Annotated in this window: 22 protein-coding genes and 1 pseudogene; 18 read left to right on the plus strand and 5 right to left on the minus strand. The window is 41.5% G+C overall.

Annotated elements, in window-relative coordinates:
* Positions 1-75 precede the first annotated feature (75 nt).
* A complete protein-coding gene (locus ACIQCE_RS00595) occupies positions 76-654 on the plus strand; it encodes a branched-chain amino acid aminotransferase (RefSeq protein ID WP_400493175.1) in 579 nt (192 codons plus the stop codon).
* Positions 655-738: 84 nt separating this feature from the next.
* Here ACIQCE_RS00595 and ACIQCE_RS00600 read toward each other — a convergent pair whose 3' ends face one another.
* Together ACIQCE_RS00600 and ACIQCE_RS00605 are read right to left on the minus strand one after the other, a co-directional pair.
* Positions 739-939 carry a tautomerase family protein gene (locus ACIQCE_RS00600; RefSeq protein WP_400493176.1) on the minus strand — a complete coding sequence of 67 codons (201 nt, stop codon included), beginning with the start codon at positions 937-939 and terminating at the stop codon, positions 739-741.
* A gap of 144 nt (positions 940-1,083) precedes the next feature.
* Positions 1,084-1,836 carry a DeoR/GlpR family DNA-binding transcription regulator gene (locus ACIQCE_RS00605; protein WP_400493177.1) on the minus strand — a complete coding sequence of 251 codons (753 nt, stop codon included), beginning with the start codon at positions 1,834-1,836 and terminating at the stop codon, positions 1,084-1,086.
* Between the two features lie 107 nt (positions 1,837-1,943).
* Here ACIQCE_RS00605 and ACIQCE_RS00610 point away from each other — a divergent pair, with 107 nt between their 5' ends.
* The 11 genes from ACIQCE_RS00610 to ACIQCE_RS00660 all read left to right on the plus strand — a co-directional run bounded on the left by ACIQCE_RS00610 (position 1,944) and on the right by ACIQCE_RS00660 (position 13,683).
* The gene (locus tag ACIQCE_RS00610; RefSeq protein WP_400493178.1) at positions 1,944-2,174 is read left to right on the plus strand and encodes a tyrosine-protein phosphatase; all 231 of its coding nucleotides are present in this window, start codon (positions 1,944-1,946) and stop codon (positions 2,172-2,174) included.
* The gene (locus ACIQCE_RS00615; RefSeq protein WP_400493179.1) at positions 2,110-2,328 is read left to right on the plus strand and encodes a tyrosine-protein phosphatase; all 219 of its coding nucleotides are present in this window, start codon (positions 2,110-2,112) and stop codon (positions 2,326-2,328) included. Before ACIQCE_RS00610 ends, ACIQCE_RS00615 begins: the two co-directional genes overlap by 65 nt.
* Positions 2,329-2,352: 24 nt before the next feature.
* On the plus strand, positions 2,353-3,891 hold the full coding sequence (locus ACIQCE_RS00620; protein ID WP_400493180.1) for a glycoside hydrolase family 10-like protein: 1,539 nt from the start codon (positions 2,353-2,355) through the stop codon (positions 3,889-3,891).
* A 183-nt stretch (positions 3,892-4,074) separates the two neighbouring features.
* Positions 4,075-5,217: an acyl-CoA dehydrogenase family protein gene (locus ACIQCE_RS00625; protein ID WP_400493181.1), complete on the plus strand. Its 1,143-nt coding sequence runs from the start codon at positions 4,075-4,077 to the stop codon at positions 5,215-5,217.
* Between the two features lie 45 nt (positions 5,218-5,262).
* Complete coding sequence (locus ACIQCE_RS00630) at positions 5,263-6,897, plus strand: AMP-binding protein (RefSeq protein ID WP_400493182.1); 1,635 nt, start codon at positions 5,263-5,265, stop codon at positions 6,895-6,897.
* Between the two features lie 8 nt (positions 6,898-6,905).
* Positions 6,906-8,255, plus strand: a complete 1,350-nt coding sequence (locus ACIQCE_RS00635) for an acetyl-CoA carboxylase biotin carboxylase subunit (RefSeq protein WP_400493183.1) — start codon at positions 6,906-6,908, stop codon at positions 8,253-8,255.
* Positions 8,252-8,467 (plus strand): acetyl-CoA carboxylase biotin carboxyl carrier protein subunit, encoded by a 216-nt coding sequence (locus ACIQCE_RS00640; protein ID WP_353855587.1) that lies wholly within the window; start codon positions 8,252-8,254, stop codon positions 8,465-8,467. The genes ACIQCE_RS00635 and ACIQCE_RS00640 overlap by 4 nt, the downstream gene beginning before the upstream one ends.
* 13 nt (positions 8,468-8,480) lie before the next feature.
* Positions 8,481-9,389 carry a hydroxymethylglutaryl-CoA lyase gene (locus ACIQCE_RS00645; RefSeq protein ID WP_400493811.1) on the plus strand — a complete coding sequence of 303 codons (909 nt, stop codon included), beginning with the start codon at positions 8,481-8,483 and terminating at the stop codon, positions 9,387-9,389.
* Positions 9,390-9,401: 12 nt separating this feature from the next.
* Entirely contained in the window at positions 9,402-10,184 is a 783-nt protein-coding gene (locus tag ACIQCE_RS00650) for an enoyl-CoA hydratase (protein WP_400493184.1), read from the plus strand.
* An 18-nt stretch (positions 10,185-10,202) separates the two neighbouring features.
* Positions 10,203-11,726 carry an acyl-CoA carboxylase subunit beta gene (locus ACIQCE_RS00655; RefSeq protein ID WP_400493185.1) on the plus strand — a complete coding sequence of 508 codons (1,524 nt, stop codon included), beginning with the start codon at positions 10,203-10,205 and terminating at the stop codon, positions 11,724-11,726.
* A gap of 13 nt (positions 11,727-11,739) precedes the next feature.
* Complete coding sequence (locus tag ACIQCE_RS00660; RefSeq protein ID WP_400493186.1) at positions 11,740-13,683, plus strand: AMP-binding protein; 1,944 nt, start codon at positions 11,740-11,742, stop codon at positions 13,681-13,683.
* A 27-nt stretch (positions 13,684-13,710) separates the two neighbouring features.
* On the opposite strand, the gene cysI is transcribed toward ACIQCE_RS00660, so the two are convergent.
* Together cysI and ACIQCE_RS00670 are read right to left on the minus strand one after the other, a co-directional pair.
* Positions 13,711-15,426 carry an assimilatory sulfite reductase (NADPH) hemoprotein subunit gene (cysI, locus tag ACIQCE_RS00665; RefSeq protein ID WP_400493187.1) on the minus strand — a complete coding sequence of 572 codons (1,716 nt, stop codon included), beginning with the start codon at positions 15,424-15,426 and terminating at the stop codon, positions 13,711-13,713.
* Positions 15,427-15,458: 32 nt separating this feature from the next.
* Positions 15,459-17,270 (minus strand): assimilatory sulfite reductase (NADPH) flavoprotein subunit, encoded by a 1,812-nt coding sequence (locus ACIQCE_RS00670; protein ID WP_400493188.1) that lies wholly within the window; start codon positions 17,268-17,270, stop codon positions 15,459-15,461.
* A gap of 256 nt (positions 17,271-17,526) precedes the next feature.
* On the opposite strand from ACIQCE_RS00670, the gene ACIQCE_RS00675 reads away from it, so the two are divergent.
* Positions 17,527-17,691, plus strand: a complete 165-nt coding sequence (locus tag ACIQCE_RS00675) for a hypothetical protein (protein ID WP_400493189.1) — start codon at positions 17,527-17,529, stop codon at positions 17,689-17,691.
* Between the two features lie 130 nt (positions 17,692-17,821).
* Here ACIQCE_RS00675 and ACIQCE_RS00680 read toward each other — a convergent pair whose 3' ends face one another.
* Positions 17,822-19,225: a phospholipase D-like domain-containing protein gene (locus ACIQCE_RS00680; RefSeq protein ID WP_400493190.1), complete on the minus strand. Its 1,404-nt coding sequence runs from the start codon at positions 19,223-19,225 to the stop codon at positions 17,822-17,824.
* Positions 19,226-19,420: 195 nt separating this feature from the next.
* On the opposite strand from ACIQCE_RS00680, the pseudogene ACIQCE_RS00685 reads away from it, so the two are divergent.
* The 5 genes and pseudogenes from ACIQCE_RS00685 to alsE form a co-directional block, all read left to right on the plus strand.
* A pseudogene (locus ACIQCE_RS00685) lies at positions 19,421-19,761 on the plus strand (MarR family transcriptional regulator); the annotation flags it as partial.
* Positions 19,762-19,940: 179 nt separating this feature from the next.
* A complete protein-coding gene (locus tag ACIQCE_RS00690; RefSeq protein WP_400493191.1) occupies positions 19,941-21,983 on the plus strand; it encodes a BglG family transcription antiterminator in 2,043 nt (680 codons plus the stop codon).
* Positions 21,984-21,997: 14 nt separating this feature from the next.
* A complete protein-coding gene (locus tag ACIQCE_RS00695; RefSeq protein WP_400493192.1) occupies positions 21,998-22,264 on the plus strand; it encodes a PTS sugar transporter subunit IIB in 267 nt (88 codons plus the stop codon).
* Between the two features lie 27 nt (positions 22,265-22,291).
* Entirely contained in the window at positions 22,292-23,554 is a 1,263-nt protein-coding gene (locus ACIQCE_RS00700; RefSeq protein WP_400493193.1) for a PTS ascorbate transporter subunit IIC, read from the plus strand.
* Between the two features lie 18 nt (positions 23,555-23,572).
* Positions 23,573-24,265 (plus strand): D-allulose 6-phosphate 3-epimerase, encoded by a 693-nt coding sequence (gene alsE, locus ACIQCE_RS00705; RefSeq protein ID WP_400493194.1) that lies wholly within the window; start codon positions 23,573-23,575, stop codon positions 24,263-24,265.
* Positions 24,266-24,280 lie beyond the last annotated feature (15 nt).

Genomic DNA, 24,280 nt, shown 5'->3' on the forward strand with positions numbered 1-24,280 from the left:
GTACGTATCTTTCTTTTCATGTGTGTTATGCTAAAATAATAAGCGCAAACGGAGTAGAATAAAGGAGGCATATCCATGTCGTTGCAAAATCGCTTACAAGATTTACTAAAGGAAGGTCAAGGACTGACAGATTTTGAATATGATCAAGCAAAACGTCAAAACTGGTCATTAGAAGGGGCGAGTATTCAAGAAGAAAAACGCTTCGCCAATGTGTACATTGAGCGTGTTGACAAGGAATCAGAAGCATTGATTCAAACAGAGCCTTCTTCATTTTTAAACAGATCGCTTACATATGTCAAAAGCCATCAAAAAGAATTTATTTATATTGAATCGAAATGGTTTGATGTGGTAAAAGTCGATGGAGTAGCTATTGAGTGGGATGAAGTGTTTCAAACATATACCGCATTATTCGGGTTGAAGCGACCTAAAAAAGACACGGCCTTGCTCAAGGAAATGCTGTCACATTTGAATGGAGCTCAGCTTCAATTCAATGGACAAGATGGCTTGTTTGACGTAAATTTACAGCTTCTTGAGCTGGAGGGAATCAGTGAGGAAATGTCTTTAGCAGACATGTTATCAGCTATCTATCGTTTTCTGTTTCATATGATGTTGCAGCTTGAGATGAATCAATCAAAAACCGGCTCAAATTCCTGAGCCGGTTTTTATAGCAATAGCCTCTCTCATACAAATGCTCCAATCTGTCTCTTCGTTTTCAACAATTGAAATCATCACATCTGTTTATGCCATGCCGCATTCTTTTTCTAAGCGTTTAGGTATGATTTCATATAGCTTTTCTTTAGTAAGCTGTTTACTCACAACACTAATGACGACGATATCTTTTATTTTTGGAAAATTAAGCCCTATATCTTCAGAGCGAAGCTGATGAACAATTTGATAGCGATTACATTCTGCTACTTCAAAAGGTTTAACCACTAGCATGATGGCATGTATCCAACAATTTTTCAAGTTTTCCCGTAAACGACCTTCCAATATGTCAAATCGTACCAATGTCATCATATAAGATGATGACCATAATTTGACCATTTTATTGCAGATCAAGATCGACCTTTACTCGCATTGATGTTAAGGTGTCACAAACCGTACATCATGCTCCTTTCCGTATTGAAGATACTCTTCATTTGGCTGTTGATTAGTAACCACGACATCAATTTCATGTAAATCACAAAAAGTCGTCAGCGCAAAATGATTAAATTTACTGTCATCTACCAATAAAAAGGTTGTCTCACTTTTATGAACAAGCGTTTTTTTAAGGTCCGTTTCAAGCGGAGAAGAATTCGTGACCCCATGATCGATGGATAGGCCTGTCGAGGCAATAAATGCTTTATTCACATTATATGTTTTTAGGCGCTCAACACTTTGATAACCAACAAAAGAGTTTGTTTTTCTCTCCAGCATCCCGCCAGTCGAAAAGATGGTGAGATTTGCATAAGGCATAGCCTGTGTAATGAAATCAACATTATTTGTAACAATGGTCACCTGTTTATCAGCCAAATAGGGGAGCATTTCTAGCGTCGTTGTACCAGAATCTACAAAAATCATATCTCCATCTTCCACAAATGAGGCAGCCATTTGACCAATCAATTGTTTTTTACTTAAATGACGCGTCTTTCGTTCTTGATAGGTCACTAAAGTAGAATGGTTCACAGCCACTCCGCCATACACTTTCTTTAGCACACCCGATTCAACCAATGTTTGAACATCACGACGTATGGTGTTTTTTGACACGCCAAAATGTGCCATCAGCTCATCGAGCGATGCAGATTCTTTGTCAAACACATATTCTTTTATTTGCTGAATACGTTTTGTTTTTATCATGCTACAATCTCCAATCATTTCTATTGTGCTTGCTCTATTATACCAATAATTGACCGTAAATGATGACTATATATGAATGAGAGATAATCCGGCGATTCCTTTCTCTTTTGATAAAGAAAAGTTATCCAATTATTCTTCACTGTACAAGCGGAAAGGACCGTACTGGTTTTTTATCAGCACTCATTCAATTAGTAGCTGGTGTACCCATTGACACCGTATTAACTGAATACATGCGTTCAAATGCTTGTGAAACGGCAAGAATGATTTGTTCGTATGATGAGTTTGTATCGGGTATCAAAAGCACAGATTCAGCCACTTTTAGGGGTACAACAAGATGATTTAGAGGATGTCTTACAAGAAATGATCGAAATATACGGGAGCGCAGATCAATATTTAATCGAAGCCTGTCGAGTACCAAAAGCGCAGCTTAATCAAATAAAAAATATTTTACTTGAACCATCTGCTGGCATTCCATCACAGAAGGAAGAATAAACTTGATAAGAGGTGATGGAAATCATGATGAAAAAAACGTGTATGATGATCCTGACAATTGCTTTCATGCTTGTTTTCTTATTTATTCCATCTAGTGGTCTAGCTCGTCCAAGCATGAAAGGAAAACTGGAAGGAAATAAAGAGATGCGTGCAGTGTGGCTAGCTTCCGTTTTCAACTTAGATTGGCCATCAAAAAAAGGTCTGTCTGTCACGGAGCAAAAACAAGAACTCACGAAGCTATTTGATGAAATCAAAGCGATGAATATGAATTCAGTCATCATGCAAATTAAACCAACCGCAGATGCTTTTTATCCATCTGCATACGGACCATGGTCAGAATATCTCACAGGGACGCAGGGGAAAGATCCGGGTTATGACCCTCTTCAATTTATGATAGAAGAAGCACATAAACGAAACTTGGAGTTTCATGCTTGGTTTAATCCTTATCGAATTACCATGAACCATACAGATCTCAATCGATTATCGGCAGATCATCCCGCAAGAAAGCATCCTGATTGGACGATTGCTTACGGAAACCAGCTTTACTTTAATCCAGGCATTCCTGACGCACAACACTTTATCGTAAAAGGCATCGAAGAAGTGGTGAAGAACTATGATATTGATGCGGTTCATTTGGATGATTATTTTTACCCGAATAAAATTTCCGGTGCAACTTTTCCAGATCAAGAAACATATGACACATACGGAAAAAAACAATTTACCCATATTGAAGATTGGCGAAGACATAACGTCAATCATTTAGTCCAGCAAATCAATGAAACGATTAAGAGAGAAAAACCATATGTCAAATTTGGTATTAGCCCTTTTGGTGTATGGCGTAATATAAAAGACGACCCAAGTGGTTCAAATACAACAGCAGGCATGACCAATTACGATGACTTGTATGCTGATACGAGAGAATGGATTCAGCAGCACTGGATTGATTATGTGACACCGCAAATTTACTGGAGCATTGGCTTTCAGCCAGCGGCCTATGATGTGCTAACGAAATGGTGGTCAAATGAAGTAAAGGGAAGACCCGTTCATCTTTACATTGGTCAGGCAACTTATAAAATCAACCAAAATAGTGATCCTGCTTGGTCTGACCCTGATGAATACTTCCGCCAGATTGAACTGAATCGCCATTTTCCACTCGTTCTAGGAAGCATGCATTTTAGCCTGAAGGATATTATGCGTAATCCACTACAAGTAAAGGACCGACTGATGAAGGAGGCATACAATGAACCTGCTCTCATCCCAGAAATGCCGTGGCTTCATCAAAAGACACCACAAAAACCTGTCATCCATTCAGTAAAGAAGACATCAGAGGGCATTGCATTACAAATTCGAAATGATGCCCATTCTACTGCAGCCTATTATGCCATCTATCGATTAACGAATAAGGGAACGTATGAATTACTGCAAACTGTCCGTAAAGAAAAAGGAGCCATGACAACCACGAAAGACCTCACAGTGGATAAGAAGAAGAGCTATACATATAAAGTCACAGCTCTTAATCGCCTCCACCATGAAAGTCAGCCTTCCTCAAAAACATTCAAATAACGTGAAGAAGCATGAAATGAGGGATTACCATCTTTCATGCTTTTTCACGTTTTCAATTTCTTCATGATGTTTCTACAAATAGATATAGATTCTTGTTTTAATTTTCTGAATTTGTTTAATCGTGGCATGAAGCAGCTACTTGAACAATAAATATGATAGAAAGCAGTTAAAGGAGGCAGCGACATGAATTTTGAATTAACAAAAGAACAACAAATGATACGCGATATGGTCAAAGAATTTGCGAAAGCAGAAATTGCGCCGCAGGCTCAAACCGTCGATGAACAGGCTGAATTTCCTGTAGAAACATTTCAAAAAATGGGGGAGCTTGGCTTGATGGGAATTCCCTTCCCAGAGAAATATGGAGGCTCAGGAGGAGATACGATATCATATGTACTGGCTGTAGAAGCAATCGGCAAGCATTGTGCAAGTACAGGTCTTAGCTATGCCGCAGCTGTCTCATTAGGCGCAAGCCCGCTTTATTATTTCGGAACAGAGCAGCAAAAGATGGATCACCTCGTCCCGCTTGCCTCTGGAACAGCGCTCGGTTCCTTTGGATTAACTGAACCAAATGCCGGGTCAGATGCAAAAGGGACCAAAACAAAAGCGATAAAAGACGGACAAGAATATGTCATTAGCGGAGAGAAGTGTTGGATTACAAATGCTAACTTTGCCAGAACCATTATCGTCACCGCTGTAACAGACCATGATGACAAAGGAAACCCCATTATCTCCGCCTTTATTGTTGAGAAAGGTCAAAAAGGACTGTCTATAACAAGTCCTTATAACAAAATGGGGGTGCGTGGTTCAGATACTGCTGAGATTATATTAGATCAAGTTCGTGTCCCAGAGCAGCATATATTAGGTGACCCAGCCAAAGGATTCAAGCAGTTTTTATATACATTAGACGGCGGAAGAATTTCCATTGCAGCATTATCTGTTGGTATTGCACAAGCTGCATTAGATGCCTCACTTTCCTATGCAAAAGAAAGAAAACAATTTGGCCAAACCATCTCATCTTTTCAAGCCATTCAGTTTAAGCTGGCAGATATGGCGATGCATATAGAGCTGGCAAGACAAATGGTATGGAAGGCAGCCTGGCTGAAAGATAGCGGAAAGCCGTTTACGAAAGAAGCAGCTTATGCGAAGCTTTTTGCCTCTGAAATGGCAACAAAAGCAAGTCTTGAAGCTGTCCAAATTCACGGGGGTACAGGCTACATGAAAGAATGTGGTGTGGAACGACTCGTTAGAGATGCCAAGCTGATGGAAATCGGAGAAGGTACATCTGAAATTCAACGATTGGTCATTGCTAGACAACTATTAGCCTAAAATTCAAATGAAAACGCTTTCTTAAAGTGAAGGAGGGATGAAAAGGTGGCGATTCACCCACAAACGATTGGCTCACTATTAAAAGAGAAAAAAGAGCTACATCCATCACATGAAGCCATTGTTTATCCAGACCGTTCTTTACGTTATTCATATGAAGCGTTTTATACACATGTGAAGGAAACGGGAAAAGGATTGATGGCACTAGGGATTCAAAAAGGCGATCATATAGCCATCATGGCGCCAAACGTACCTGAATGGCTCATTCTACAATTTGCTTGCGCTTCCATTGGAGCTGTTCTTGTGACAGTGAATACGAATTTCCAGTCACAGGAACTCGCTTATTTACTCAAACACTCTGATAGTAAAATGCTGTTTATAGTAGATGGATATAAAGAAACATCCTATGTTAAGATGCTTCAAGATCTTTTGCCAGAAATCCAAACGGTACAAAATGGAGAACTGACATCTGTACAGTTCCCTTTTTTAAAAAACTGCGTGTATATCGGTAAACACGTACCAAACGGTATGCTTGGCTGGGACAGTATCCAGAGTGCAGCCAAAAGAAGCGATGATCAGGCATGGCATAAACGAATGAATCAGCTTATGCCAGATGACGTCATCAACATGCAATATACATCAGGCACAACCGGCTACCCAAAAGGGGTGATGCTAAGTCATACAAATATTGTCAGTAATGCAATCCAAATTGCAGACTGTATGAAGTTAACCGAGGAAGATCGTATGTGCATTCCGGTCCCTTTCTTTCATTGTTTTGGCTCCGTTCTTGGCGTTCTTGCCTGTATATCCAAAGGGGCAACAATCATCCCGCTCGAGTCATTCCATCCTGAGCGTGTGTTACAAACCGTTGAAAAAGAGAAGTGCACAGTTCTTCATGGTGTACCAACGATGTTCATTGCAGAGCTTGATCATCCGAACTTTCACCATTATGATCTGTCTACATTACGAACAGGTATCATGGCTGGATCGAACTGCCCTCCCCATGTGATGAAGGCAGTCATTGAAAAAATGGGTCTACGAGAGATGACAACGGCATATGGTCAAACCGAAAGCTCACCTGTCATTACACAAACGAGAACGGACGATTCATTTGAACGACGGGTTCAGACTGTCGGGCGAGCCCTCCCCCATATTGAAGTGAAAATTGTAACACCTGGCACATTAAACGAAGTGAAAAGAGGAGAACAAGGGGAGCTGTGCACAAGAGGCTATCATGTGATGAAAGGCTACTATAAAAATGAAGAAGCAACAAATGAAGTCATTGATGAAGAAGGTTGGCTTCATACAGGAGATCTAGCGAAAATGGATCATGACGGATATGTAACGATTACAGGGCGGTTAAAAGATATGATCATCAGAGGTGGTGAGAACATTTATCCAAAGGAGATTGAGGACGTTCTTTACACTCACCCAGCGATTCTCGATGCACAAGTCGTTGGTATTCCTTGCGAGACATACGGGGAAGAAACAGCGGCGTTTATCCGGCTAAAAACAAACTGCACAGTCACAATTGACCATTTAACCAGCTATTGTAAGAAAAAAATGGCTCGTTACAAAATACCGAAGTATTTCTTCATTACGGAAGATTACCCAATGACAGCTTCAGGGAAAATTCAAAAGTTTCGGCTGAAAGAACAAGCACTTGATTTGATAAAGGAGTGAAGAAAGCGATGTTTCAACACGTACTCATAGCCAATCGAGGTGAAATTGCTCTTAGAATTATCCGAACATGCAAACGACTCGGCATTACAACCGTTGCCGTCTATTCAGATGCAGACAAGAATGCACTTCATGTGAAAGCAGCGGATGAAGCGTATCATATCGGAGGTGCGAAAGTTTCAGAAAGCTATTTAAATATGAATGCCATCATAGAAGTAGCGAAAAAAACAAAAGCGGATGCCATCCATCCTGGATATGGTCTTTTATCAGAGAACCCAACCTTTGCTGACCTATGCCGCAAAGAAGGGATCACTTTCATTGGACCATCTGCACAAGTCATTGCCCAAATGGGAAATAAAATTGAGGCCAGAAAAACAATGGAAAAGGCGGGCATTCCGATTGTGCCAGGCATATCAGCCGCACTGCATGATGCTGATGAAGGAGTAAAACAAGCACAGACACTTGGTTATCCTGTCATGCTGAAAGCATCCAGCGGAGGTGGAGGGATTGGCATGCAGCTCGTTCGGAATGATGATGAGCTTTACCGGGCATTTGAAGGAAACCAAAAGAGAGCGCAAAGCTTTTTCAATGACGGCACATTATATATGGAAAAAGTAATTGAGCATGCACGGCATGTTGAAATTCAAGTCCTCTTTGATTCCTTTGGCCATGGGGTTCATCTATTTGAACGAGACTGTTCACTTCAGCGAAGACATCAGAAAATCATCGAAGAGGCACCAGCCTCCTGTCTTGATGAAACCGTCAGACAGCAAATGGGTCAGATGGCCTTACAGGCAGCAAAAGCAATTGGCTATGAAAATGCTGGAACCATTGAATGTTTAGTAGATGAACAGCAACAATTTTACTTCTTAGAAATGAATACGAGATTGCAAGTCGAACACCCTGTCACTGAAGAAATTACAGGTATTGATCTTGTAGAGCAGCAGCTTAGAATGGCTGCATCAGAGCCGCTTTCTTTCACACAGGAAGACATTCATAAAGACGGGCATGCAATAGAAGTCAGAATATACGCTGAAGACCCAGTCACATTTTTCCCATCACCTGGTACGATCACTCAATTTTCTGCACCTTTAGCCACCTATATACGTCATGAGTCAAGCGTAACAAGTGGCAGTGTCATTACCCCATTTTACGATCCGATGATCGCAAAGATGATTGTCTACGGCGACACACGAGAACTCACAATAAAACGATTAAAACAGGCTTTGCAAGCATATGAAATAGAAGGGATCAAAACCAATTTACCACTTTTAAGAGAAATAGCCGGTTCTTCTGCCTTTTTAAAAGGCGGGATCACGACAGATTTTTTGACAAGAGAAAGGGAGGAAAAACGTTCATGAAAACCGTCACGATTCAAATGGCCGGAAACTTATGGAAGCTTCTTGTCAAACAAGGAGACAAAGTGCAAAAAGGGCAAGAGGTCGCCATCTTAGAATCTATGAAAATGGAAATCCCTATTCTTGCAGAAAATGCAGGCATAATTACGAAAGTGTATAAAAAGGAGGGTGAATTTGTCGATGAGGGCGAGGTGCTTCTTCAATTAACAGAATAGGAGGGAAGATAAAATCATGTTACCAACAAAAGTGCATATCCGAGAGGTAGGCCCAAGAGATGGTCTGCAAAACGAACCGATTTGGCTTGAAACAAAAGAGAAACAAACCTGGATCAACTTGCTCTCAGCAGCTCATCTTCCTTATATTGAAGTCACATCATTTGTTCATCCTGATTGGGTTCCTGCCTTAAGGGATGCGAAAGAATTGGCTGCATCTCTGAACAAAAAGAACAATATCACCTATGCAGCACTCATTCCTAACGAAATAGGCTTAACACATTTTTTCGAAGCAAACCTTGATGAAGGAGCTATGTTTATCTCATCGAGCGAAACACACAACAAAAAAAATATGAATCAATCCATTCATGAAACACTTTCCGTAATCAAACAAATGACAGCTGAGCTAAAAGCAGAAGGGCTAAAAACTCGTGCCTATATTTCCACTGTATTTGGCTGCCCTTACGAAAAACAAGTATCAATGGATCAGGTACTGCGTTTAACCGATAGGCTGCTTTCCTATGACATCGATGAAATCTCACTTGGAGACACAATTGGTGAAGCCCATCCGCTCCAAGTAGAAAGGCGATTAGACATTTTGCTTGAACGTTTCCCCGCTGACAAGATTGCCCTTCATTTTCATGATACGAAGGGAATGGGGCTTGCCAATGTGTATACAGCATTAAAAGTCGGGATCACCAAATTCGATTCATCTACTGGAGGGCTTGGCGGCTGCCCTTATGCTCCTGGATCTAGCGGGAATGTTGCAACAGAAGACGTTGTTCATATGTTGAAAAAAATGGGGATTGAAACAAATATCGACTTTCCAGCATTGATCAAAGCGGCAGAATGGATTGAAATGAAAGTGGACCGCACGCTGCCTAGTCATTGCTTACGTGCTTTTCACTCTCACACTACTTCATAAAGGGTGAATGACATGGAACAAAACGTTCAATTTTCTAGGCAAGATGAGCAGATTGGCATTATGACCTTAAACAGGCCAGAAAAAGCCAATTCCTTATCAGTAGCGATGCTTCAAGAGATCAATGGCATCATTCAAGAAGTCAAACACAATCAAAAAATCCGCTGCCTCCTGATCACAGGTGCTGGTGCAAAAGTCTTTTGTGCAGGGGCAGATTTAAAAGAACGACGAAAGATGTCAGAAGAAGAAGCCAAACAAGTAGTCCTCAACATCCAGCAAACCTTTACAGCAATAGAATCCTTGCCCATACCTGTGATTGCCGTAATCAATGGACACGCACTTGGCGGAGGTCTTGAGCTTGCCTTGGCTTGTGATCTTCGCATAGCAAGAGCCGAAGCAAGACTCGGTCTGCCAGAAACAGGACTAGCCATCATTCCAGGTGCTGGCGGAACACAGAGACTTCCGCGCCTGATTGGGATCGGCAAGGCAAAGGAGCTCATTTTCACAGGCGCCTCATTACGAGCTGAAGAGGCCATTCAGATCGGTTTGATCGAACACATATCCTCAAAAGATACACTTTTCCATGATGCTTTAACGCTTGCAAGACAAATCACTAACAATGGGCCTATCGCATTAAAAGAAGCAAAACGAGCCATTCAATCTGGGCTTGATCACGATATACACACAGGTCTTGCGAAAGAATACGAAGCCTATTTGCGCCTGCTTCATACACAAGACCGAATCGAGGGTCTTCGAGCTTTTCAAGAAAAACGAATGCCTCATTATACAGGCAAATAGCATGAAAGGGGAGTTGACATGATGGAGGAGCACGAGTTACAAAAACAGCGCATTTTAAAAGGGGGTGCTGAACAATATCACGAGAAAAACAAAGAAAAAGGGAAATTATTTGTCCGTGATCGTCTCAGTCTGTTACTAGATGAAGAATCATTCATTGAAGATGCATTATTTGCAGAGTGCGAAGATGAAAGTCTACCAGCAGATGGTGTTGTGACAGGCACAGGACGCATAAATGGGCAAACTGTTTGTATCATGGCGAATGATTCTACCGTAAAAGCAGGCTCGTGGGGCGTCAAAACGGTAGAGAAAATCATTAGAATTCAAGAAACAGCGGAAAAGCTCAACTGCCCAATGCTTTATTTAGTCGATTCAGCTGGTGCAAGAATTACTGATCAAGTGGCTATGTTCCCAGGAAGAAGGGGAGCTGGCCGCATATTTTATAACCAAGTCAAGCTGTCTGGGCGAATTCCTCAAATCTGTTTACTATTCGGTCCATCAGCGGCCGGTGGCGCTTACATCCCTGCTTTCTGTGACATCGTCGTAATGGTAGAGGGGAATGCCTCCATGTATTTAGGCTCTCCTCGCATGGCGGAGATGGTCATCGGAGAAAAAGTGTCACTAGAGGAAATGGGCGGCGCTAGAATGCATTGCAGCATCTCGGGTTGCGGGGATTTATTAGCCAAAACAGAGGAAGAGGCCATTCAAATGGCTCGGGACTATTTAGCCTACATGCCCGCCAACTATACTGAAAGACCAAAAGTGAAAGCGGCTATCCCCCCAAAACCATCTGAGCTCTCTATCCAAGACCTTATTCCTAAGGGTCAGAACACCCCTTTCGATATGTATGAGCTCATTGATTTACTTATTGATGAAGGTTCTTTTTTTGAAATCAAGAAGCTGTTTGCCTCGGAGATCATCACCGGCTTTAGTCGCTTCAATGGGCAGCCTGTTGGTATTATTGCCAATCAGCCAAGAGTGAAAGGCGGTGTGTTATTTCATGACTCTGCTGATAAAGCCGCCAAGTTTATTCAACTTTGTGACGCCTTTCATATTCCGCTCCTGTTTCTTGCTGACATTCCGGGTTTTATGATTGGAACAAAAGTTGAGCAAGCAGGCATTATTCGTCATGGAGCGAAAATGATTTCCGCTATGTCAGAGGCAACCGTTCCAAAAATTTCCGTCATTATTCGCAAAGCATACGGTGCGGGTTTATATGCGATGGCCGGACCTGCTTTTGAACCTGATTGCTGCTTGGCACTTCCATCTGCACAAATCGCTGTCATGGGTCCAGAAGCAGCGGTTAATGCCGTCTATGCTAATAAAATAGCAGCACTCCCCGAAGAGGAGAGAGCCTCATTTATTCAATCCAAACGGAAGGAATACCAAGAAGACATGAATATATACAAACTTGCATCTGAGATGATTGTCGATGGTGTCATCCCGTTTGACCAATTAAGGCATGAACTTTGCAGTAGATTACGCGCATATACATCAAAAGACATGACATTTACGAGAAGAAAACATCCGGTATATCCGGTATAAAGGGGGAGTCAAAATGATGAACCTTAGACCGTCTTGGGTACCGGAAGAGAAGATGATGAAAGAAACACGCCTTTATCAATGGATGCATTCTCTTGGATTTTCCTCTTATGATGAGTTTTATCAAGCCAGTATCAAGCAGACAGATTGGTTTTGGAAGGAAGCAGAAAAGGCAGTTGGCATACAGTGGGCTACGCCGTATGAAGCAGCACTTGGAGATCATCAATTCATGTGGCCAAAGTGGTATAAAGGCGGTAAATTAAACATCGTTGAAACTGCCGTGGACAAATGGGCAAGTGAAGAAGATACAAAGAATCAACCAGCCATTATTTGGGGAAATGAAGCTGGTGAAGAAAGTACATGGTCATTTAACCAACTACAAGAAAAGGTTAATCGTCTGGCGGCTGGTTTTATAAAGGAGGGGCTTCAAAAAGGGGACGTCGCCATCATCTATATGCCCATGCTTCCTGAGACAGTTGCGGTCATGCTTGCCTTTGCAAAAATTGGGGTCATTTTTAGTCCAGTATTCTCCGGCTATGGAAGTGAGCCACTTGCCGTGCGCATTCGAGCTTCTGGTGCAACAATTGTTGTTACAGGGCATGAGATGACAAGACGAGGTAAGACCATTAATATGAGAGAATGTGTGGCTGATGCCATCAAAAAAACACACACTGTTGAGAAAGTCATTGTCCATTCTTCTTCTGATACTGGCTATACACATGATATTATTTTAAACAATTTGTTAAAAGAACAACCAGAAACTGAAACGGTCTATGTTACAAATGAAGAACCGCTGATGATTTTATACACCTCTGGTACAACAGGCACTCCAAAAGGGGCAGTGCATACACATGCAGGCTTTCCAGTGAAAGCCGCCTTTGATGCAGGTCTATGTATGAATATCAAAAAAGGAGATCGCCTATGTTGGCTTACAGATATGGGCTGGATGATGGGACCATTTCTTGTGTTTGGCGGACTTGTCAATGGATCGACGATTGTCCTATATGATGGGGCGCCCGATTATCCACATGAACAACATATTTGGTCATTTATCAACCAACATCAAGTGACCCATTTTGGACTTTCTCCTACATTTGTACGTTCTGCCATGCAACATAAAACCGCCAACATTCAACTGCCACATGTCAAAGCCATCATTTCAACCGGTGAACCCTGGAATGAAGCTCCTTGGCAATGGCTCTTTGAAACAATAGGAAAGAAGAACATCCCGATTTTAAATTACTCAGGCGGGACGGAAGTATCTGGCGGGATCCTAGGGAGCACATTACTGCGTCCAATCAAACCGATTCTTTTTAATGCGGCGATTTTAGGAATGGCTGCTGATGTGTATGATGATGCAGGAAACTCTGTCATAAATGAAGTAGGAGAGCTTGTGGTGAAAAAACCATGGGTCGGAATGACATGTGGTTTCTGGAACGAGCCAGAGCGTTATGAAGAAACGTATTTCAAACGGTTTGATGGGGTTTGGACGCACGGTGATTGGGTGATGCAAAGTGAGAGCGGAGAATTCCATCTCACAGGCAGATCTGATGATGTCATTAACACGGCGGGGAAACGGGTGGGTCCAGCTGAGATTGAATCAATTCTTGTTGGTCATCGAGCCGTCCAAGAGGCTGCTGTCATCGGAGTAAAGGATGATGTGAAAGGAGAAGCACTCGTTTGTTTTGTTGTGATCAGCAAACAATGTCTTGATAAAGCTAAATTCGTTCAAGAACTCTCAAAGCATGTTGGAATGCACGCCGGAAAAGCGCTAACACCAAAGGAAATTCATATTATTTCAGCTTTACCGAAAACAAGAAATGGAAAAATCGTCAGGCGTTTATTAAAAGATGCATACGAGCATAAAGGGTCGCCAGATGTCTCTTCACTTGAAAACCCAGACGTGTACGAAGACATCGTCGATCAATTGAAAAAGAACATAACAGGATCAATCAAATAAAGACAGGAATTGCTCCTGTCTTTTTGATCACAAATGAAAATTCGTTCCATCCGTTGTTTCTTTTACAATTCCTGCTCGAATGACAAAATCACCAAAATGTTCGTTTTCTTTTCGTTCTTTTGCATAGCGTGGCAGAAGAGAGCTAAGCTCTTTTAAAATTTCTTCCTCACCCACATTCTCGCGGTAGAGTTTACTTAATCGGCTACCATCAAATGCTCCCCCAAGGTACATATTGTACTTGCCAAGCGATTTGCCGATAAAACCAATCTCACCTAAAGCATGCCGGGCACATCCGTTTGGACAGCCAGTCATTCGTATCGTGATTTCTTTATCGCTTAAACCGTTTTCTTCGACGATCTCTTCAATGCGATCAATGAGCCGAGGGAGGTATCGCTCTGCTTCGGCCATCGCTAAACCGCAGGTTGGAAGTGCGACACATGCCATGGAGCTTCGGCGCAAAGCAGAATGCTTCTGACCATCTGACAAACCGTATTTTTTGATCAGTTGCTCAATTTGTTTCTTTTTATGGGACGTCACATTTCCAATGATTAGGTTTTGATTCGCTGTTAGACGGAAGTCACCTGTATGAACTTTGGCAATTTCACGAATGCCTGTCATGAGTGGATAATCATCAAAGTCTGTGATCCGTCCACCTTCCACAAACATTGTATAATGCCATCTGCCATTGATTCCTTTTACCCAGCCGTAGCGGTCACCATTATGATCGAAGTGATAATCTTTTGCGTCTAAAAGTGCATATCCAAGACGATGTTCAAGCTCTTCTTTCACATGTTGGAGACCGAGGCGATCGACGGTGTATTTAAAACGTGCATTCTTCCGCACTGAACGGTTTCCATAGTCACGCTGGATCATTATCACATTTTTCGCTATATCCACAACCTGCTCAGGTATGCAAAAGCCGATGACTTTCGCAAGCTGTGGATAGGTCGCTGTGTCACCGTGCGTCATGCCCATGCCGCCGCCAATCGCTACATTAAAGCCGACCAATTGATCATTTTCTAAAATGGCAATGAAACCTAGATCTTGCGAGAAGACATCAATGTCATTGGCAGGAGGGACCGCAACACCAATCTTGAATTTCCTCGGTAAATAGAGCGGTCCATACATTGGTTCGACTTCTGTATCTGGTGTTGCAGCTACTTTTTCTTCATCGAGCCAAATCTCGTGATACGCTCTTGTTTTTGGAAGCAAGTCATCACTCAACTTTTTTGAAAGCTCGTACACTTCCTGGTGCACCTCTGATTGATAAGGATTGGATGTACACATGACATTCCGATTCACATCCCCGCAAGCAGCAATTGTATCAAGCATCGTGGAATGAATCTCTTGAATCGTTTTTTTCATATTCCACTTTAAAATACCATGAAGCTGAAAGGTTTCACGAGTTGTCAATTTTAGTGTGCCATTGCCGTATTTCTGAGCAAGTTCATCCATTACTAGCCATTGCTTCGGTGAGGCAATTCCGCCTGGCAATCGGACGCGTAGCATAAACTGGTAAGCTGGCTCAAGTTTTTGTTTTTGACGTTCGTTGCGCAGGTCACGATCATCCTGCAAGTAGCTGCCATGATGCTTCATAAGCCGATTATCATCATCAGGAATACCCGCTGAAATCGGGTCGAGCATCACTTCTTTTAACGTCCCCCGTAAATAGTTACTTTTTGCTTTAATTTCTTCTACATCGCTCGGAGGTCCATCCGGCGCTGTTAATGCGGTCTTGACCATGTGGTAAAAACTCCTTTCTTTCAAGCATTCAATCAATATACGTCACGCTGGTAGCGTTTTTGTTGCTGTAAGTTAGCAAGATAACTCTCTGCCTTCTCTTTACTCATGCCCCCTTCTTCTTTAATGATCGAAAGAAGGGTATTGTGTACATCATGGGCCATATGCTTTTCATCGCCGCAAATATAGACGTATGCACCTTGCTTGAGCCATTCAAATAATTCTTTGCTGTTTTTCATCATCTGATGCTGGACATATACCTTTTCCTCAGTATCTCTTGAGAAAGCCACGTCCATTTTTGTTAAAACACCATCTTTTAACCATTTTTGCCATTCTGTTTGGTATAAGAAGTCTGTCACAAAGTGCTGATCACCGAAAAACAGCCATGATTTTCCGCTCGCACCGATTTCCTCGCGTTCTTGCATAAATGAACGGAAGGGGGCAATGCCAGTACCTGGTCCAACCATAATGATTGGCGCATCAGGATCTTGAGGCAGTTTAAAGTTTTGATTAGGCTGAATAAAAACAGGCAATTTATCACCTGGTTTAAGGCGTTCTGCACATAAAATCGAGCAGACACCATGACGTTTTCTCCCATGTGCTTCATATCTGACAGCACCAATTGTCAAATGAACCTCTTCATCATGTGCTTTTAGACTGCTCGCAATGGAGTAAAGACGTGCAGGTATTTTTCTTAAAATAGAAGTAAACGTTGAAGCAGATACATCAAATGGGCCGAAATCACGAGCCACATCTAACAAGTCTCTGCCTGCGACGTATTCTTTTAACTTTTTTTCGTTTCCTTCTTCTACTAGCGCATGAAAGTCTTCATTATTCGTAAATTGTGCCATCTTTTGAAGAAGAGGTTTTGTTAACACTGTAATGTCAAAATGGGAGGTGAGGGCTTCTTTTAAGGGAAGTGTATCTCCATTCTTATGAATGGTGACAGTTTCCTGTTCATCCCATTTGCACGTGTTAATCAGTTCATTTACAAGCTCAGGATCATTTGTCGGATAGATACCAAGGCTGTCGCCAGGCTCATATACAAGCCCTGATCCTTCAAGAGAAAGTTCCAAATGACGTGTTTCTTTATGAGAACCACGACCATTTAGATTTATATTTTCAAGCACTTCCGCATAAAAAGGGTTCGTTCTCGAGTATTCAGAGACATTTTCACTTACTTTGACAGCGGGTCCTTGTGGAGATGACGCTGTTTCTCCTTCACTAAGAGAAAGGGTCACACCTTGAAGCCATTCTGAAAACGGCTCATCATAATCAAGGTCACAGTCTACCCGATCAAACAGGCGTTTTCCGCCAAGTTCTTTTAAGCGCTCGTCAAATTCCTTGCCCGTTTGGCAGAAGAATTCGTATGAGCTATCCCCTAACGCAAGTACAGAATAGCGCAAATGGTCAAGCTTTGGCGCACGTCTGCCATGTACATATTCGTGGAATGAGATAGCATTATCTGGCGGATCTCCCTCACCATGTGTACTGACAATGATGAGTAAATTGTTTATTTTTTTCAGACTATTTGGTTTAAAATCTGTCATAGAAGAGAGCGTCACTTGAAAACCTTTCTCTTCAAGGCTTTTCGCTGTCTTTTTCGCTAAACCTTCAGCATTACCTGTTTGGGAGCCATAAAGCACTGTCACATCTTTTATGATAGGCTGTGTAACAGATGCAGAAGAAGGCACTTGAGCGGCATCTTCTCGTTTGGTGAGAGCTGCCTGTGCTGATAAATAGCCGGTTAGCCAAATTCTTTGCTGATCTGTTAATGTCGGAAGTAGCTGATTGAGTAACTCTGCCTGCTGCTGACTAAACGGACTGTTCAATACATGAAGTTGCAACGATATCCACCTCACAAGGAATATAAACATAGATTAATTCGATAGGAATTATATATATAGATTCAATTTGAACTTTACCGAAAGTTTGCCATTAAGTAAAATATATAATATTGATTGTCATGATTAAGATTTCTAATACCTTTACAGTTTCATTGGAGATTTCAAAGAAATATTTCTTCCTGAGAGTGACCATATCGTTTTTCACATGGGCTTAATTGCCTCACTCCTCATGGGTATTTTGTTAGAAGGAACCACTATGTTTCAATTACGACACTGGATGAAAGGAGCCATCGGGGTAGGGGGTGTGACCTTCCTTGGCCAAAGCATTCATCAGCTTGGTCCAACTTACGGTATATCCATTGTTTTGAGCTTACAGCTAGGGTGTATATTTCTGTTTGAACCGCTTGGGGGCACGGTTTAGCAAAAGTCGACTTTTCACTAACAAAACTGTTTGGCGTTTTTGTCATTGTGGCAGGTATATTGCGTTTTAAGCTAATCCCAATTGAACAAACATGACAAAAAAGGGCTACACCAGAAGTAGGAGCCCTTTTTCATATCAGTCTTCGCCAAAGTACTGTTATCGTAGATAAGCCATTTAACAGGAGTCTTTTGATCAAAAGCTTCTTTTTCTGTCCATGTCCATCAGCATCAACTTTTAATTCCATACCGTCCTTTGCGACGAGATCACTATAGGCCATTTTTTGTTCAATAGCTTGTGTAAGTGATAAGGCAAAAGGAGCACTATCAATGACTAAAATCGATTCCGTATTTAAAAAGCTTGACCTTGCATCTAAATTATACGTCCCAATCATGCTTAAATCATCATCAATCACCATCGATTTCGCATGAATGGAATACGGACCTTTATATTCATATATATGGGCACCAGTTTTCATCAATTCTTTTTTTGTACTCAAGTATCCTGCAAATGCTAAAGGATTAGGGGTAGTAGCGAGAGAATTCGTCACAATCGTGGTTTGAATTTCTTGAGATAAGAAAGTGAGTCCATCCTTCATAGGACGTGTTGGTATCACATAGGGGGCCTGAATAAGAACGGAACGCTTCGCTCGGTGAGCCATATCATTTAATTTCATTAACACGAGAGGACGCTTATTAAACCGCTCAACAGGATTTGTAAAAAAAGAAATCTGTTTTACGGAAATGGCATCCTTGCCCCAATCAAAGGCAGACATAACAAAAGGTTCCTCTTTACGAATCGCTTCTTGATATGACCTGATCAGTTGATTTCTCAGTTTTTTCGCTTTTTGCGTTGAAAAAACATCTTTTGTCCTTTTTGTAAACGCATGGTTCCATAGATCAACAAAATATTGCTCCATTTTATCTAATACGTTTCCCTTTTTTGAATTATAGAGCAGCACATCACGATCATAAACGAAGTCTTTTGGTGGCTGATCGGCAAAATATTTATCCCCGATATTTCTGCCGCCCATCACAGCCACACGCCCATCTGTCAAAAGAAGCTTATCATGTAGACGATTATGCCATGTCCACGGCTTTAGCAAACGTAAGGGCTCGTAAAACCGAATCGCCATATTCGGATGATGAGCCACTGTATAAGGCAAATGCTTTAGCGGTCCGCGAAGGCTGTGACATATGCCGTCTAATAATAGCTGTACCTTCACACCTCGATCAGCTGCCTCTATTAAAGCACCGAGTAACCATTCTGCCGTTTTTCCTTTTTGTATGGAATAGTAACTAAGACGAATCTTCTTTTTAGCCTCACGAATCATTTGTATTCTCACTTGACCTGATTCAAACCCATCATCAAGCAGCATGACTTGATTGATGCCTTGGTCGTCTCCAGAAATAGAAGAAGCCTTATAGGTGCAATGTTTTTTGCATTTTTTTGGAATCGGTAAGTAAAAGAGAACAAATGCCGTGATGAATACATACATCACATAAAACAGAATAAGAAATAATAAGATGTGAAGCATTCCTATCAGCTCCCTTCAAGTAGCACTCATTTTGCTTATCTTATGTTAATAACAAAAATTTCACTCATCGTGTTATATCAATGCAAACAAAAGCAGAGGCAAATCGCTCTGCTTTTCAAGCTTATTCGTTTTCGTTCATTTCATGTGACGTACGTAAACGTGTATCACCCATAAACAAGACCATCATGGCAGTAAGTGCGATTGACTGACCTATTAAATGAGGTAGGTCCTTTAACAGCAGGTGAATTAAGTGAAAAAAGACTTAGCTCAAGTGCGGTAACCGTCCTCATTGATCGACATAAAAAGGCTGACTTTGTCAAAAGAGAGAAAGATCCAGAGGACAGACGAAGGGTGATCATTGTTCCCCTTACTGCCGGCAAATCACAGGTAAAAAAACTCTTTCAATCATGATCTGCTTCAACGAAACTGCTGACAAAAGAGTATGACCAAGAAGAATTAGATTTGATCATACAATTTATTTCTAAACTGATGATATGATGGATCAGGAGCTCCGACTGCTCAAATCCAAAACGTAAAGAAGCACACTGATATAGATGTGCTTCTTTATAATGCAAAAAAATCGCCATCCAATAGATGCACATCACTTGCTGAAGACATTTGGACTTCTTTACTTCATGTCTATTGATTAAACTTATAAACAAAGGGAAGAAGGGAGGGATTCAATCTGTATTTAACCAAAAGAGGTACAACATTATTGTCTATGCTTCTTCACACGACATCTTATCTATCAATGGAAGATTTACAGAATAGACTAGATGTCTCTTCCCGAACCATTTACAACGAAATCAAACGCATAAATAGCTGGCTCGAAACGAATCAGCAAAGCTGCATTCAGCGAAAAGAGCGGGGTGGCTATTATTTAAAGCCAGATGAAAAGGCGGCTATCCGTCAAAAGGCAGAGGCTTTTCTTATTGGTGATGATTATGAGCCATGTGTAAAAGAGCGAAGGGCTATCATCCTCTTATCTATTGCATGCAGCCAGAAGCCCTTATGTATCGAGGATTTCATGTCCATAACGAAGGTCAGCCGCAATACGATTCTTGAAGATATTAAACAGTTAAAAGAAGAGCTCTCAAAGCAGCAGATCACGCTTTATTATAAGGCAGCTAACGGTTATTTTTTATCAGGAGCAGAAAGAACCATTCGATTGGCATTGAAGCCGTACATTCATCTGATTCGCACGATGCTTAAAGATGAAAAGCCTTTCACATCTATTTGGTTAAGCGGTCCCATTTCACACAACAGACTAAAAATTCTACTCCAGCAATCAGAGCAGGAGCTCACGCTCGAATTTGCTGACGATATGCTAGATCAACTGTCTTTAGATCTCTTTTTCTATTTTAAACGAATCTATTTAGGACGTGCGGTACACATTTCGAACGAAGAAAAGCGTACATTGCAGGGAACAGATGAATGTTTGGCTGCTGTTCGCTTCATTGCAAAGGTCCAAAAGGAAAGTGAGCTTAACGTTCAAGATGACGAAATCTATTTTCTAAGCACATTATTGCTCAGTGCAAAAAAACAAAAGCTTCCAAATAGTAAAAAACCTGAGGAGCATCTCATTCGCACCATTGCCAGACAAATGATTTTTGACTTTCAGCGTTATGCATGCATTTCCTTTCAAGAACGAGAAAGCCTTGAACAAAACTTGACGATGCATTTGATCCCTGCCTATTACCGGCTCATCTATAACATAAGTGTGATCAATGAATTAACGGAATCTATTAAAAAGGCACAGCCAGAAGTGTTTGACATCACCAAAAAAGTAGCTTGTCATTTAGAAATGGCCACCTGTTCACAAGTGAGTGAGCATGAAATCGCATATCTAGCGATGCATTTTGGCGGATGGATGAGAAGAGAAGGGATCTCTCCCATTAAGAAACGTTCCGTTTACATTGTATGCGGTGAAGGGATTGGCACAAGTCACATGCTGAAAACGCAACTGCTTGAATTAATCGGCTACATAGAAATTCGCGGCGTGTTATCAAAGCGGGCGTATGATGTATTGCCCTCAGTTGATGTCGACTTTATTGTGTCAACAACCCCCATTTCACCAAAAGGGAAACCCGTCCACGTGGTTCATCCCATTTTAACCGCATATGAGAAAAAAACACTGCTTCAATATTGTGAAGGCGGAGAAAGTCGGTTTGATGATCAAAGAATCGAAGAGCTCGTCAAAATAATTGAGCAGCATACCATTGTGCAAAATGAGAAAGCACTGCTTCAAGACATTAAGGAGCTGCTTTTCCCCCATTTTGCATCACATCAGAAAGGGTGGCAACCTGTGTTAAATGATTTATTAAAGGAAGAAACGATTCAGCTCCAACAATCAGCAGAAAACTGGCAAGAGGCTATCTCAAAAGCTGCACAGCCATTGATCGAACAAAAGGCTATTCAGCCAAGTTATGTTGAGGCCATGATCGATTCTGTTAATCAACATGGACCTTATATTGTGATTGCACCTAAAGTAGCGATTCCACACGCAAGACCAGAAGACGGTGTAAACAAGCTGAGCATGTCACTCATGTCATTAAAAAAGCCCATTTCTTTTTCTGAAAGTGGAAAAAAGCAGGTTAGTCTTGTCATTGTACTAGCAGCCATTGACAGCATGACCCATCTTAAAGCACTCAAACAGTTGACCATGCTGTTAAGTGAAGAAAAGCGCATCGAGCAATTAATTGAGACAGATGAGTTAACAACGATCAAAGAATTGATTGAACAATTCTCAAATTTGTAAAGGAGGAAAAGAAAATGAAAAAGATTCTTGTTGTTTGCGGAAATGGTTTAGGAAGCAGTTTTATCGTAGAAATGAATGTCAAGAAAGCGTTGGAGGAGTTAGGTCTTTCTGCTGAAGTTGACCATACCGATTTAAGTACAAGCAAAACCGAATCGGCTGATCTGTATATAGGTGCACAAGATATCATTGATCAACTGGATGACGGCACAAGAAAGGTCGCTGGATTAAACAACCTGCTAGATCAGGAAGCGATAAAAGACGTCCTTCGCAAGCACATTTAGGTCATTTGAAAAAGGGGGATTTACATCATGATAAAACTGATCATGAACGATATATTAGGCACACCAGCGATTCTCATCGGTTTATTTGCACTCGTCGGTTTACTTTTACAGAAAAAATCAGCAGCCGATACGGTTTCAGGTACTTTTAAAACGACAATGGGATTCCTGATTTTAGGCGCAGGTGCCACAGTTGTATCTGATTCACTCGGTGTTTTCAGAAAAATGTTTGAAGCGGCTTTTCACATTCAAGGGGTTGTTCCAAATACAGATGCGATGGCAGCCATTGCTCAAAAAGAATTCGGCACACAGACAGCCCTCATTATGATCTTTGGCATGATCGTCAATCTGTTGTTGGCAAAATTCACTCCATTTAAATACGTCTTTTTAACAGGTCATCACACCTTATATATGGCGGCTATGCTTGCAGTGGTTCTCTCAACTGCTGGGATGAATGGGGGACTGCTTGTGACCACTGGTTCCATTATTTTAGGTACAGCCATGGTTATTACACCCGCCATCCTTCAGCCCTTCACAAGAAAAATCACTGGAAATGATGATCTTGCGCTCGGTCACTTTAGCACATTCGGTTATTTTACTGCGGGAATGATCGGCAAAATGATTGGACAGCCGGAGAAATCAACCGAAACCATACAGGTTCCTAAATCGCTCGGCTTTTTGAGAGATACATCTGTTGCTATTTCGATCACAATGGCTTTGCTATTTTTTGCGATCGCACCGTTTGCAGGGGTTACTTTTATTGAAAAATTAAGCGGGGGAACGAACTTTGCGGTCTTCATCCTCATACAGTCGATCACATTTGCAGCTGGCGTTTACATTATTTTAGCAGGTGTGCGGATGGCGATCAGTGAGATTGTACCCGCCTTTAAAGGCATTGCTGATCGGTTTGTCAAAGGAGCAAAGCCGGCTCTTGATGCACCAACTGTCTTTCCGTTTGCTCCAAATGCCGTTATTATTGGATTTTTATGCAGTTTTGCAGGAGGGATATTGTCCATTTTTCTTCTGCCTTTGTTTGGTTTAACAGTCATTGTACCTGGTCTTGTGCCGCACTTTTTTTGCGGTGCAACAGCAGGGGTATACGGTAATTCAACAGGCGGCATAAGGGGAGCGGTAGCGGGAGCCTTTGTAAACGGACTATTGCTGTCATTCTTACCTGCTTGTTTATTGCCTGTATTAGGAACACTCGGCTTTGAAGGCACGACCTTTGGAGATACTGACTTTGGCATCATTGGCATCTTCATTGGATTGATCAAATTCTTATTTGGTCTATAAGAAAGGAGCAGGAGCAGATTGAAAGCAGTCTTTTCACCCTCACTGATGTGCATGGATTTAACGAATTTCCGCGAACAAATCAGTATTCTCAACAACAGAGCGGATCGATATCATGTCGACGTGATGGATGGTCATTACGTGAAAAATATCACCCTATCACCATTTTTCATTGAACAACTTCGCAAACTAACAACTTTGCCGATTGATGTACATCTGATGGCGGAACACCCTCAAGACTTTTTGATTGATGCTTGTATAGATGCAGGTGCATCAATGATTTGCTTACATCCGGATGTCGTGCAAAGAGACGTTTTTAGAATCATACGTCACATCCATGATAGAGGTTGTCAGATCGGTTTTGTCTTAAATCCTGCAACACCACTTGATACTTTAGAATCTTATATCCATTTAATTGACCGAGTCACAATCATGACCATAGATCCAGGATTTGCCGGACAGCCATTTTTAAAAGAAATGCTGAGCAAAATCAAACAAGCCAAAGAATTGAAAAAGAAAAGAGGATATTCATTTTCGATTGAGGTAGACGGCTCTTGTAATGAAAGCACATATCGCTTACTTGCTGAGGCTGGGAATGAAATTTATATTGTCGGGACATCAGGCTTATTTGGACTCAATGAACAGCTCGATATCGCTTGGGAAAAGATGAAGCGCTTGTTTTTGAAAGAGACAGCTACAATTGAATCGCCCTAGTAAAAAAGAGGATGA

This window comes from Bacillus sp. NPDC093026 (assembly GCF_044754665.1).
Taxonomy (GTDB): domain Bacteria; phylum Bacillota; class Bacilli; order Bacillales; family Bacillaceae; genus Bacillus; species Bacillus maqinnsis.